This window comes from Eikenella longinqua (assembly GCF_001648355.1).
GTDB lineage: Bacteria > Pseudomonadota > Gammaproteobacteria > Burkholderiales > Neisseriaceae > Eikenella > Eikenella longinqua.
In genome coordinates, this window is the sequence record NZ_LXSL01000013.1 from 23333 (window position 1) to 35201 (window position 11869).

The 11869-nt window shown below is 61.9% G+C and carries 9 protein-coding genes; 2 read left to right on the top strand and 7 right to left on the bottom strand.

Annotated features, from left to right (window positions below):
- Positions 1-26: 26 nt before the first annotated feature.
- Positions 27-941 carry a TIGR01777 family oxidoreductase gene (locus tag A7P95_RS02730; RefSeq protein ID WP_082890707.1) on the bottom strand — a complete coding sequence of 305 codons (915 nt, stop codon included), beginning with the start codon at positions 939-941 and terminating at the stop codon, positions 27-29.
- Positions 942-1131: 190 nt separating this feature from the next.
- Positions 1132-1779, bottom strand: a complete 648-nt coding sequence (locus tag A7P95_RS02735) for a hypothetical protein (protein WP_067590801.1) — start codon at positions 1777-1779, stop codon at positions 1132-1134.
- A gap of 354 nt (positions 1780-2133) precedes the next feature.
- Here A7P95_RS02735 and A7P95_RS02740 point away from each other — a divergent pair, with 354 nt between their 5' ends.
- Positions 2134-2754 carry an L-threonylcarbamoyladenylate synthase gene (locus A7P95_RS02740; protein WP_067590804.1) on the top strand — a complete coding sequence of 207 codons (621 nt, stop codon included), beginning with the start codon at positions 2134-2136 and terminating at the stop codon, positions 2752-2754.
- Between the two features lie 204 nt (positions 2755-2958).
- Positions 2959-3855: a hypothetical protein gene (locus A7P95_RS02745; protein WP_067590806.1), complete on the top strand. Its 897-nt coding sequence runs from the start codon at positions 2959-2961 to the stop codon at positions 3853-3855.
- A gap of 301 nt (positions 3856-4156) precedes the next feature.
- Here A7P95_RS02745 and glnE read toward each other — a convergent pair whose 3' ends face one another.
- From glnE to A7P95_RS02770, 5 genes are all read right to left on the bottom strand, one after another.
- Complete coding sequence (glnE, locus tag A7P95_RS02750) at positions 4157-6841, bottom strand: bifunctional [glutamate--ammonia ligase]-adenylyl-L-tyrosine phosphorylase/[glutamate--ammonia-ligase] adenylyltransferase (RefSeq protein ID WP_067590809.1); 2685 nt, start codon at positions 6839-6841, stop codon at positions 4157-4159.
- A 166-nt stretch (positions 6842-7007) separates the two neighbouring features.
- A complete protein-coding gene (locus tag A7P95_RS02755; RefSeq protein WP_156503476.1) occupies positions 7008-7421 on the bottom strand; it encodes a hypothetical protein in 414 nt (137 codons plus the stop codon).
- A 276-nt stretch (positions 7422-7697) separates the two neighbouring features.
- Positions 7698-9779 carry a site-specific recombinase gene (locus A7P95_RS02760; protein WP_067590815.1) on the bottom strand — a complete coding sequence of 694 codons (2082 nt, stop codon included), beginning with the start codon at positions 9777-9779 and terminating at the stop codon, positions 7698-7700.
- A gap of 385 nt (positions 9780-10164) precedes the next feature.
- The gene (ftsX, locus tag A7P95_RS02765; RefSeq protein ID WP_067590818.1) at positions 10165-11082 is read right to left on the bottom strand and encodes a permease-like cell division protein FtsX; all 918 of its coding nucleotides are present in this window, start codon (positions 11080-11082) and stop codon (positions 10165-10167) included.
- Positions 11079-11732 (bottom strand): cell division ATP-binding protein FtsE, encoded by a 654-nt coding sequence (locus A7P95_RS02770; RefSeq protein ID WP_067590821.1) that lies wholly within the window; start codon positions 11730-11732, stop codon positions 11079-11081. Before A7P95_RS02770 ends, ftsX begins: the two co-directional genes overlap by 4 nt.
- Positions 11733-11869: the final 137 nt, after the last annotated feature.

Consider the following 11869-nt stretch of genomic DNA (forward strand, 5'->3'; position numbering starts at 1 on the left):
GCGGCTAACGATTGAATCGGGCAAGCCTAGCCCAGCAGGTCGTCCAGTGCGCTGCCGATATTGGTGAAACAGAAGCGGAAACCCTGCTGCAACAAGGCTTGCGGCAGCACCTGCTGCCCGTCGAGCAGCAAATCGGCCTGCTCGCCCAGCATCAGGCGCAAGGGCTTTTCGGGAATGGGGAACAGCAGCGGGCGGTGCAGCCGTTTGGCGGCGGCGCGGGCGAAATCGAGCTGGCTGGCGGGCTCGGGCGCGGTGAGGTTGTAGGCCTGCCAGCCGCTGTGTTGTTGCCCGGCCAAAAAGCGGATGGCGGCCACCGCGTCGCCCAAATGAATCCACGCCATAGGCTGCCGCCCGCTGCCGATTTTGCCGGCACACCAGCGCACGAGCTGGAGCAGCCGCGGCAAGATGCCGCCGCCTTCGCCCAGCACCACGCCGAAGCGGCACACGGCCACGGGGATGCCGCTGCTCTGCTGCAATTGCCGCGAAGCCGCTTCCCATTGCTGGCACAGCTGCGACACAAACACCTTCTGCGGCGGGCTGGCTTCGGTGCAGGGCGGCCAGCCTTGGGCGCTGCCGTAGCCATAGTAGCCCACGGCGGAGGCTTGGATGATAAGGCGCGGTGGCTGCGGATGCTTGGGCAGCCAGCCGGCCAGCGCGCGCAGGGCTTGCAGGCGGCTGTGCAGCAGCGCTTGTTTGCGTTCGGGCGTCCAGCGGCCTTCGCCTATGGAAGCGCCGGCCAGGTTGACGAGCACGTCGGGGCGGATGGTTTCGTAGAGGTGGTGCAGCGCGGCGATGTATTCGAAGCGCGGGTCTGCTTGGCGGGCGCGGGCGGGATCGCGGCTCACGATGAGCACACGGTCTCCGCTTGCCTGATAGGAAGCGGCCAGCGCGCGGCCGATGAAGCCGCTGCCGCCGATGATAATGATGGTTTGGCGGCTCATGCGCATCTCCGGCGGGTAAAAGAAGGGGCTACCTGAAACATGGTTGATCCTCGGAAAGATTTTTCAGGTAGCCTGCCATGTTCTCGGGCGGCGTGCAACTGTGTGGCCGGGGGCGAAAGATTTTCAGGTAGCCTTTTGCTGTGGAAAGGCTACCTGAAAACGGATAGTTTGAATGGGCAGACAAGCCGGATTATTGATGCCGGCGCAATTCCTGCCGCAGCGAATGCAGGCCGGAGCGGCGGTCGGCGATTTGGATTTGCAGGTTGCCGGCGCGGTCGGCCTGGTTGTGGCGGCGGGCGTTGGCCAGCTCGCGTTCGGCCTGGGCGAGGGCGCGCTCTTCGCGTTGGATGTCGCGGGTGATGATTTGTTTGGGAGTGAGCGGTTTGGCGGCGGCCATCACGGGCGCGGGGCGGATGGCGGCGGCTCGCACGGGCTGCTGGCGCAGGGTAACGCGCATCGGCACGGGCTGGGCGAGCTGCACATCGCTGGCGGCGGCCACGGCTTCCTGCCACACGGCGGGCAGCTCGCCGTTGTCGGCCTGCTCTTTGGCGGGGCGGCCGTTGGGGATGGCCACGGCGTCGGCTGCGGCGGGCGCGGAAGCGGCGGCTTCGGCATATTGGCTGCTGGCGCGGACGGGGCGGCAGCGGCCTTGCGGCAGGGCGGTGCGCACGCTTTGGCCGTTGGGCAGCTGGCAGAGGTAGGCGATATCGGCGGGCGCTTTGGGCTCGGTGCTGGGGGTTTCGGTGGCGGCGCTGATGCCGAAGGCGGCCAGCAGCAGGGCGGGGAGGAGGAAACGGGCGGTTTTTTCAAACATGGTATGGGTGTGGCGTTCGTTCATGCGGGCAGATTATAGCAAGCGGCAGGTAGCCTGCCGTTGGCTTGGGTTTAAACAGGTAAATGGATTTTAAAAGCTGCCTGAAAGCGTTATAGCGAACCAACTTAACTTTCGCTACGGCGTTAGCTCGCCTTGCCGTACTCCTGTATTGCCTGCGGCTCGCTGCCTAGTATCGAAAGCCAATTTGATTCGCTACAGCTTCAGCGCGGTTAAAAAACACCGCCGGCGTGAAGCGTGCCCCAAGCGCAGGGGCGTGTTCTTTCCAGGTAGCCTCCCGCCCGCGCAAAAGCAAGACAAGCCGCCCGCCGAAGGATTAAAATACGCCCTTTCGCACCCACCGATTTGCAGGAGGCCGCCATGGCACAGTTTTTCGCAATCCACCCTGAAAACCCGCAAGAGCGGCTGGTGAAGCAGGCCGCCGAAATCGTGCGCCAGGGCGGCGTTATCGTGTATCCCACCGATTCCTGCTACGCGCTCGGCTGCCAGATGGGCAACAAAGAAGCGATGGAGCGCATCCTCGCCATCCGCCAGATCGACTTGCGCCACCACCTCACCCTGATGTGTGCCGACCTCAGCGAGCTGGGTACCTATGCCAAGGTGGACAACAGCCAATTCCGGCAGCTCAAAGCCGCCACCCCGGGCGCCTACACCTTCATCCTGCCCGCTACCAAAGAAGTGCCCAACCGCACCCTGCACCCCAAGCGCAAAACCATCGGCCTGCGCGTGCCGGATAACCACATCGCCCTCGCGCTCTTGGCCGAGCTGGGCGAGCCCATGCTCTCCTGCACCCTGATGCTGCCCGGCGACACCGAGCCGCAAACCGACCCCTACGAAATCCGCGACCGCCTCGAGCACGCCGTGGATTTGGTGATAGACGGCGGCTGGTGCGGCACCGAGCCCACCACGGTGATCGACATGACCAACGGCACCGAGCTCATCCGCCAGGGCGCGGGCGATACGGGTGTGTTCGGCTTATAAGCCCGGATGCTTGGCACAGCAAAAGGCTACCTGAAAAACGGTTTGCGGTTTTTCAGGTAGCCTTTTCGCCTTCAGCCGACGGCAGCGTGGTTGGATTGGCGCTGGGCGGCGGGCGGTTTGGCGGCGCAGCAATCTTGCCCGGGCTATGCTCGCACGCCGTTTTCAGGTAGGATTTATCATTAATTTTAGGTAAATCAAATATTCATGTTTACTGAACAGGATTTCCTCTTTGTTTATAACCTGCTTCATTGGGGCGGGATAATATTGCTGATCGTGGCCGTGAGTTTTGCCTGTTATCAGATAAACCCCAAATTATTTAATAAAAATCCGCAGTTAATATTTCTGCCTGGGCTAGTTGTGGCCGGGCTGCTTTATGCGGTAGGGCAGGTAGAAAAAATGCAGGAGAGGCAGGAAGCCGAAGCGGCTGAAGCCAAATGGCGCAAACGCTACGACCCTGCCAAAGCCCGCTTCGACCAACTGTGCCAAAACGCCGGCGAGAAGATCTACCGCACCGCAGACAATGTGGACGGCATCCTGCTGCTGAAAGTGCGCGGGGAGGGGGAGAAATACCAAGACAGCTTCTACAACCCGCGGAAAGACCAGATGTGGGAGGATGCGGCGGTGGAGAGTGAATTTGATCGTGAGGCATATATTGAGGAGTTTTTTCTTTGGGCTACAAGTGGGTTACCAAGGTATGCTTATATTGATGTTATACAAAAAGACGGCTCAATTATTCGTTACAGTACGCGAAGAGAAGATCGAAATTGGGTTATGGATAAACAGCCTAATCCCCATCCCCGCGCCCGTTATGCTGTTACCTACGAAAACGATGTTTCTTGGGAAAACCGCAAACATTGGATAGCGGGAACAACCATCAAGGTGATTGACACCCAAACCAATGAATTGATGGCTGAGAAAACCATGTATGCCTTTGTGCCAGAATTAGGCTATTCCAAATTTGAGCAGAATCCAAACCCTTGGGGCAGGGGGATACGCTGCCCTGATGAAAATTCGTATGAACAGAAAACAGTTATTTTTGCGAGTAAAGTTTTAATCCCGCCGCCTCGAGCCAGCGAACCCGCTGCCTCTTCCCAGCCGTAAGCCCAAACCCAAAAGGCTACCTGAAAACTTTTTCAGGTAGCCTTTTGCCAGCCTCGCGCCAATCAGCGAGTGGCTTGGATTAGCCGCAGCCAGCACAGCAAGCAAGTGTAGAGTGTGTGCGGAACGCACGCACGCGTTGTTGAAATTCCCTATCCGCGTGCATGGCTGGCGCCACACACCCTACCTCGCCAAGCCAAACCCAAAAGGCTACCTGAAAGCGTGAGCTCCAACGAAGTTAAAATGCCGCGCAGCAAAGTTCTGCCAAGCGGACATTTTTCAGGTAGCCTTTTCCTTGCCTGCCCTAGCGGATGGCTTCGCCGAATACGGTCTGCCACAGTTCGGCCACTTGGGCATAATGCGCGAGCAGGGCGGCATCCACCTGCACGGCGCCGGCGCCGTGGAGCTGCTGGCGGTGCTGCACTTGGCGGTAGTGGCGGTAGGCGGCGGCGGTGCGCGCGGCGGCTTCGGGGCTCACCAGGCCGCGGCGGGCGGCTATGTCGAGCAGGGCGATGTTGCCGTAGTTTTCCAAAAGCTCGGGATAGCGGCGGGCGTGGAGCAGCACCCAGAATTGCACGATGAATTCCACGTCCACCACGCCGCCGCGCGCGTATTTCACGTTGCTTTCGTGCGCGGGGTGGGTGGGCAGCATTTTGTTGCGCATGTCGGCCACTTCTTGGCGCAGTTGCGCTTCGTCGCGCGGCAGGCTGAGAATTTGGCGGCGGATGGCTTCAAATTTGCGCCCCACTTCGGGGCTGCCGGCCACGAAGCGGGCGCGGCTTAAGGCTTGGTGCTCCCAAATCCAGGCGTTTTCGTGCTGGTATTTGGCGAAGGCTTCGAGGCTGTGGGCTTGGAAGCCGCTGTCGCCGTTGGGGCGCAGGCGCAGATCGGTTTGGTAGAGCGTGCCGGCGCCGGTGCTGCCGGAGAGCCAGGTGGTGAGGCGGCGGGCGAATTTGCTGTATACGTCGGCGGCTTCGGGCGCGCTGTCGTCATACAGATACACCAAATCCAAATCGGAGGCATAGGCCAGCTCTTTGCCGCCGAGCTTGCCGTAGCCGATGATGGCGAATTGCGGCATGGGGCGGTGCACTTTGGGCATGGCCTGCCATACGTGTTGCAGGGTGTGCTCGAGCAGGATGTCGGCCAGGTAGGAGAGCTGGTCGCTGAGGGCTTCGAGCGGCCAGAGCCCGGCCAAATCCTGCACGGTCAGCCGGAAGGTTTGCGCGTGTTTGAAGCGGCGCAGCACGTCCATTTTGGCTTCGGGGTCGCCGGCGGCTTGCAGGCTACCTGAAAGCGCGCCGATGAATTGCGGCCAGTTGGGGCGCTCCATGAGCTGGGCCGACAATAATTCGTCGAGCAGCACGGGGTGTTGCTGCAAATATTCGGCCAGCCAGGGGCTTTGCGCCATCAGCTCGGCCACTTGCTTTAAGGCGGCGGGGTATTTCTGCAAAAAGGCGAGATAGGCGGAGCGGCGGCTGATGCTGTCGAGGAAGTCGAGCAGGCGCGGCAGGGCGTCGGCGGGGCGGCTGCTTTCGGCGGCGGCGGCAATCACGCGCGGCAGCACGGCATCGAAACGCTGCTGGCCGCGCACGGACAAATGCCGATAGCGGCTGCTGCTGCGGATTTGCGCCAGCCTTTCGGCAGCGGCTTGGGCGTGCTCGAAGCCGAGGCCGGCCAGCTCGCCCGCCCATTCGGCGGCATCGGCTTCGCCCTGCCACAGCTCGTCGAGCGGCTGCCCGGCGGCGCTTTCGGCTTCTTCGGGGCTGCTGAGGATGTGGTTGAACTGTTCGGCCACATGGCTGCGGTGTTCGTTGAGGCTACCTGAAAAGACTTCGTAGCTGGCAAAGCCCATGCTTTCGGCCAGCAGGGCTTGCTGCTCGGGGCTTTCTGGCAGGGTTTGGGTTTGCTGGTCGTCCCAGTATTGCAGGCGGTGTTCGAGGCGGCGCAGGAAGCGGTAGGCTTCGAGCAGGCGCGCGGCGGCTTCGGGCGCGAGGATGCCGGCTTCGGCCAGCGCGGCGAGCGTTTCCTGTGTGCCTTTGAGCTGGAGGCTGCGGTTTTGCCCGCCGCGTATCATTTGGAAAATCTGCGCCACAAACTCCACTTCGCGGATGCCGCCGGCGCCGAGCTTGATGTTGCCCTGCATGCCCTTTTTGCTCACTTCGCTGCGGATTTGGCGGTGCAGGCCGCGCAGGGCTTCGTAGGCGCTGTAATCCAGATATTTGCGGAACACGAAGGGCTGCACCACGCTGCGGATGCCGTTTTCATAAGGCGTGATCACGCGGCCTTTGCACCAGGCATAGCGCTCCCACTCGCGCCCCTGCACAATCAGATATTGCTCCAGCGCGGTTTCGCTGAGCACCAGCGCGCCGCTGTCGCCATCCGGCCGCAGGCGCATATCCACGCGAAACACCTGGCCGTCGGCGGTGATGTCGTTTAAGAGCGCAATCAGCTTCTGCCCCACCTTGGTGAAAAACTCCTGATTGCTGCGGCTGCGCCGGCCGTCGGTTTCGCCCGCTTCGGGATAGACGAAAATCAAATCGATGTCGGACGACACATTCAGCTCGAAGCCGCCGGCCTTGCCCATGGCCACCACGCTCAAATGCTGCGCCGCGCCGCTATAGCGCCCGATGGGCGTGCCGTAGAGCGCGGCGTAGTGCGCCTCGGCGAAAGCGAGCGCGGTGTTCACGGCGAAATCGGCCAGGCGGGTGATCGATTCGGTTACCTCCGCCAGCGGCGCGGCGCCGCACAAATCGCGCACCATAATCTGCGCCAGCACATAGCGGCGCAACAGGCGCAGCTGCCGCGCCAGCTCGGCTTCGTCTGCCGCTGCGGCGATGCTGGCCCACGGCGCGAAGCCGGCAAAATCCTGCGGGCGCAAGGGCGCTTCGAGCAGGGGCTGCAAACGCGCGGTATCGAGTTGGCCGCTGTCGAGCTGGCGCGACAGCCAAAGGGAAAAACGGCGGGCTTGGGTGAGCATATCGGCGGGCATAGGGAATCCGTGAAAATAGTTTGCGGGAAGGGAAACGGGCGGATTATAGGCTACCTGAAAGCGTGAGCTTCAACGAAGTTAAAAATGTTTGGGCGAAGCCGAAGCGGAGTTGCTGCGCGGCGAAATTTTCAGGTAGCCTCAACGCAGGCAAAGGCTACCTGAAAAATTATTCCGCCGGCTTGGGCAGGCATGCCGACAACACGAAAGCCGCTGCCGCGCCGCTGGCGGTAAAGGCCAATCCGCTGAATATGTCCATCACTAACCAACACATGCCCGACAGCAGCGCGCCGATGGCCGTGACGGCAGCGATGCCAGGCAGGTTGCGCTTCAGGCGCAGCAGCATGGCCAGCAATCCGGTGAGGGTGGCGGGGATGCCGCCCGCCATGTAGCCGAGCAAAACGGCGATGGGAATCAGCCGGAAAGCCTGCTCCGGATGAGGGTCGGTTAAACCGAGGCCGAGCAGCAGCAATACCGATCCCAAAGGCGAGCCGAACAGGCTGTAAATAATCAGCACCCGCCACGAATACGGCGGTTTGGCGGTGGGGTTGTTGTGCTGATTTTGTTTGGGTTCTTCCATCATGTTTTCCTCGGCAGGCTACCTGAAAAATGATACGGTTATTTTAACTGATGTTGAAGCTATGCCTTAACAAGCGTTGCTTGAACCTCCCTATCTGCGTACGTGGCTGCGCCACACACCTACCGTGTTTCGCCCAAATAGTTTTCAGGTAGCCTCAACGCAGATGAGCCGCCTGCCCCGTTCGTTTGACTGAAAAGGCTACCTGAAAACGTGAGCTTCAACGAAGTTAAAAATGCCGCGGCACATTTCAGGTAGCCTCGATCGTGTGCGGGAAGCCCGTTATTTGCCGGGCGCGGCAGGCTTTTTCTCGGCGTCGGCTTCGGGCGCGTCGGGCGGGGGAAAGAACAGGCTTTTGGGCTTCTGCTTCACCAGCGCGACGGTGCTGCCGACGATTTGCCGCGGGTCGTCCACCACGGCGTCGCGCGAGCGCAGCGCCACCCACAGGGTGATGGAGAAGCTCACCAGCAGGTTTACCGCACCAATCATCAGCACCATCAGCAGGTTGGCGGCGAAGGAGAAGGGGCCGATGTGGCCGCTCACGGCGGCGTAGCCCAAGTTGGCGGAGGAGAAGGCCACGTGGCGGATGTCGAGCGGCAGGCCGGTGAGGTGGCCGAGGTAGCCGGTCATGCCCAGGAGCCAGCCGAAGCAGAAGTTGCCCATCATGGCGCCGTAGTGGTTGTGGATGTAGTCGGCCAGCTTTTGCCGCCAGGCGGCGGGCAAGATGCGCTTGAGCAGGGGGTGTTCGCGCAGGCGCATTTTGAGGTTGAGATAGTCGGCGCGGTTGTCGAAGAAGCCGGCGATGATGCCGGAGCAAAACAGCCACACGCCGGCAATGGCGGCAAACAGGAGCGCGGGCGTGGTGAACACGGCCATGGATTTGAGCTGGTAGGCGGTGGTGGCTTCATCCAGCAGCGGCGCGCCGAAGCGGTGGGCGAAACCCCAGCTGATGAGGCAGGCCAGCAGCACGGCCACCAGCACGTTGCCAAACACGGCCACGCCCTGCGAGCGCACCACGTCGATCAGCAATTGCGCCAGCTTCTGGCTCACGGCGCGGCCGCTGCTGCTGCGCTCTACGGCTTGGGCGAAGCTGGCGGCGGTCATGGCGGGCTGTTTGGTGGCCACGGTGAAATGCAGCATGTGGATCAGCACGAAGCCGATGCCATAGTTCAGGCTCACCAGCACGGCGTGCCAGAAGTGATCCTGCACCAGGCTGCCGATGTGGATTTTGAGCAGCGCCATCAGGGCGATGAGCACGCCGCCGCCGGCTGCGGAGCGCAGCATGCCCCAGTATTCGCTGCGGTTGCGCGTGATGTAGTGCTCGCCGTGGCGGCTGGAATTTTGGCTGATGCTGCGGGCGAGCATTTTCACGCTGCCGCGCCACAGCGGGGCAATCCGCCGCTGCGCCACCACGGCCACGGCGATGTCGCGCGAGAGCAGCAGGGTGCGCAGCATGCATTGCAGGTAGCTGCGGGCGGTAAACAGCGCCATCAGCTGCTCCATGCGGTTGAGCGTTTGTTTGAGTCGCTCCAGGAGGTGTGCCACGTGCATGGAGGAGCCGGCACCGGCGCCGGTGCCTTTGCGTTGCAGGCGGTCGATGAGCTTGCGGCTTTGGCTCATCATCACTTTGAGGTGGCTGTCGTCGTAGGCGGGCGGCTGGTGTTCCGCGCTGTGGTCAAACCATTCGCCCAGCTCGGGTTTCATGCCGGCGAAGGGGGTTTGGCGGTAGTGCGCCAGCCAGTCGGACACTTCGCGCATCAGCCCCACGAAGGGCGAATCCACATCCAGCAGCTTGGGCTCGAGGCGGATGAGGTCGGGGTCGAGGTCTTCGGCGGCCACCCACACCGAGAGCATTTCCACGGCATACAGGCTTTCGTTGCGCAGGTGGCGGCCGCAGGTGTCGGACACGGCGGGGTCGGTGTGGCGGCGCATCAAGGCCAGGAGGCGCAGCCAGCAGGGCAGGGGGATGGCGGCGAGCCATTCGGCGTCGTGGCGGCCGTGAAACAGCATGGCGAGCACGTCGCGCAGGTCGTGGCGGTCTTTATAGGCCGGGTTGAGCCGCTCGTAGAGGCGGTGGCGGAATTCGTGGCCGAAGCCGGAGCGGGAGAAAATGCCGATGGTGATGAGCGTGGGATAAATGCGCACGCTGGAGAGCCAGCGGCACAGCAGGTTGGTAACGGTTTGGCAGGCGGCCGTATCTTGCTGCAAATGGCGGCACAGCATGCGGAAACGCACGGGTGCGCCCGCTGCGCCGCCCTGCCGCAGCCACACCACCGCAGCCTGCATCATGCCCAGCGCGTCGCCTTGGGCGGCGGCTTGGAACAGGGCTTCGGGCAGGATGTGCTGTGGTTTGCGTTTGAACATGGGCTTCCTTGTGCGTGTGGGCGGGCGGAGGGCTACCTGAAAAAGGGGCGGCGATTATAACAGCTCGGCGCTTGATGCAAAAAGGCTACCTGAAAACCGATTTTCCGTTTCAGGTAGCCTGATTCTTTGCGCCAACTTTTTCAGGTAGCCTTTTGAGGCTGCGCGGAACATTCCACACAAATTTATAGTGAATTAACAAAAAACGCTACTGCGTTAGCTCGCCTTGCCGTACTACCTGTACTGTCTTCGGCTCGCCGCCTTGTCCCGTTTTTTGTTAATCCACTATACCGAGCTTGCCCCCTCTGCCGGTGTGGAGCCAGCAAAGCAAAGGCTACCTGAAAACGCTTCTGCCATTTTTAGGTAGCCTTTGTCTTGCCCGCAGCGCCTAGCGGCTTCTGGCCTTAAACTCCTGCAAATGCCGGCTGCCGGCCAGCCACGCGCCGGCCATGCCCAGCCCGCACACCACCGCCACAATCACCGCCATCTCCCAGCCGTGGAAGAAGCGCCAATCCAAATTCAGGCCGTAGGGGCGGAAAATCTGGTCGGCCAGCGGGCGGGCGCTGCGCATCAGCCAGCCGCACAAGAGCAGGCTCAGGGCGGAAGACAGCACGCCCTGCCACAGCGCCTGATAGAGGAAAGGCCGGCGGATAAACGAAGCGGGCGCACCCAAAAGCTTGGTGATTTCGATTTCCTCGCGCCGGCTGAGGATTTGCAGGCGGCTGGTGTTATACGCCACCAACACCAGCGCCGCGCCCAGCGTGCACACCAGGAAATAGAAAATCCGGTGCACGAATTCATTGATTTGAAACAGCGTCTGCATCCATTCGGCGTCCATCTGCACGCTCTCGGCCTTGGGCAGCGCCGCCAAATCGGTGCGCAGCGCGGTTTGCTCCTGCGGCGTGGCGCCCGCTTTGGGCGTGACCACAAAGGCATCTGGCAGCGGGTTGCCGTCCAGCATCGACACCAAATCCTGCCCGTCGAAGGCCTGTTGCAGCTCGGCCATGCCCTGCTGCTTGCTCACGTATTCGGCGGTGGCGATGCGGCTGTCTTCCGCCAACTTGGCGCGGATGGCGGCCACGTCGCCCTCGCCCGCTTCGGGCGCGAGGTAGATAGTCATCTGCGGGGCTTGGTTGAGCCGGCCGAGCACCTGCGTGCTGCTTTGCACGCCGAGGTACAGCATCAGCGGCAGGGTCATGGCGGCGGCCAGCATCAGCAGCACCAGCAATGTGCCCAAGGGCTGGCGCAAAAGGCGGGCGAAGGCTTGGGCGGCGGCTTCGAAATGCAGCGAGAGATAGTGTTTCATGCGGCAAACCTGCCTTCCTGCAAACGCAAAATGCGGTGGCCGTAGTCGGCCATCAGGGTTTCGTCGTGCGCGGCCACAATCACGGTGGTGCCGGCTTCGTGGAAGGTTTTGAAGAGCTCCATGATGTCGAGCGCGTAGGCGCGGTCGAGGTTGGCGGAGGGCTCGTCGGCAATCAAGAGGCCGGGCTGGTGCACCACGGCGCGGGCAATGCACAAGCGCTGCTGCTCGCCGCCGGAAAGGGTGATGGGGTCGGCCAGCTCGCGCCCGCCCAGGCCGACTTTCTCGATGGCGATGCGGGCGCGCTTGTCGGCGGTTTTGCGGTCGTAGCCGATGATGCGCAGCGGCAGCAGCACGTTTTGCAGCACGTTGCGGTCGAACAGGATTTTGTGGTCTTGAAACACCAGCCCGATGTGCTGGCGCAGGTAGCCTAAGCGGCTGTCGTTGAGCGTGCCGAGGTCTTGGCTGTTCATCCACACTTTGCCGGAAGTGGGCTTGGTGATGCCGGCAATCAGCTTGAGCACGGTGGATTTGCCGGCGCCGGAATGCCCGGCCACGAAAATCATCTCGCCCTTGCTGATTTTGAAGCTCACGTTTTGCAGGGCGCGGAAGCCGCCGGGGTAGGTTTTGGAAACTTGTTCGAAACGGATCATGATGTGGGGTTGGAATGTGGACAAAGATTTTTCAGGTAGCCTGTATGCCGGCTCAGGCGCGCCGGAGGCTACCTGAAAAACATCTTGCGGATTATACGGCAATTCCCGCTCGCCCAACACCAAGCCCGCGCGCAGAA

Excerpts from the sequence above, each read along its gene's own strand:
- A7P95_RS02760 (WP_067590815.1), bottom strand. The coding sequence starts at position 9,779 with ATGTTCAAACGCAAACCACAGCACATCCTGCCCGAAGCCCTGTTCCAA.
- A7P95_RS02730 (WP_082890707.1), bottom strand. The coding sequence starts at position 941 with ATGAGCCGCCAAACCATCATTATCATCGGCGGCAGCGGCTTCATCGGC.
- A7P95_RS02735 (WP_067590801.1), bottom strand. The coding sequence starts at position 1,779 with ATGAACGAACGCCACACCCATACCATGTTTGAAAAAACCGCCCGTTTC.
- glnE (WP_067590809.1), bottom strand. The coding sequence starts at position 6,841 with ATGCCCGCCGATATGCTCACCCAAGCCCGCCGTTTTTCCCTTTGGCTG.
- A7P95_RS02745 (WP_067590806.1), top strand. The coding sequence starts at position 2,959 with ATGTTTACTGAACAGGATTTCCTCTTTGTTTATAACCTGCTTCATTGG.
- ftsX (WP_067590818.1), bottom strand. The coding sequence starts at position 11,082 with ATGAAACACTATCTCTCGCTGCATTTCGAAGCCGCCGCCCAAGCCTTC.
- A7P95_RS02770 (WP_067590821.1), bottom strand. The coding sequence starts at position 11,732 with ATGATCCGTTTCGAACAAGTTTCCAAAACCTACCCCGGCGGCTTCCGC.
- A7P95_RS02740 (WP_067590804.1), top strand. The coding sequence starts at position 2,134 with ATGGCACAGTTTTTCGCAATCCACCCTGAAAACCCGCAAGAGCGGCTG.
- A7P95_RS02755 (WP_156503476.1), bottom strand. The coding sequence starts at position 7,421 with ATGATGGAAGAACCCAAACAAAATCAGCACAACAACCCCACCGCCAAA.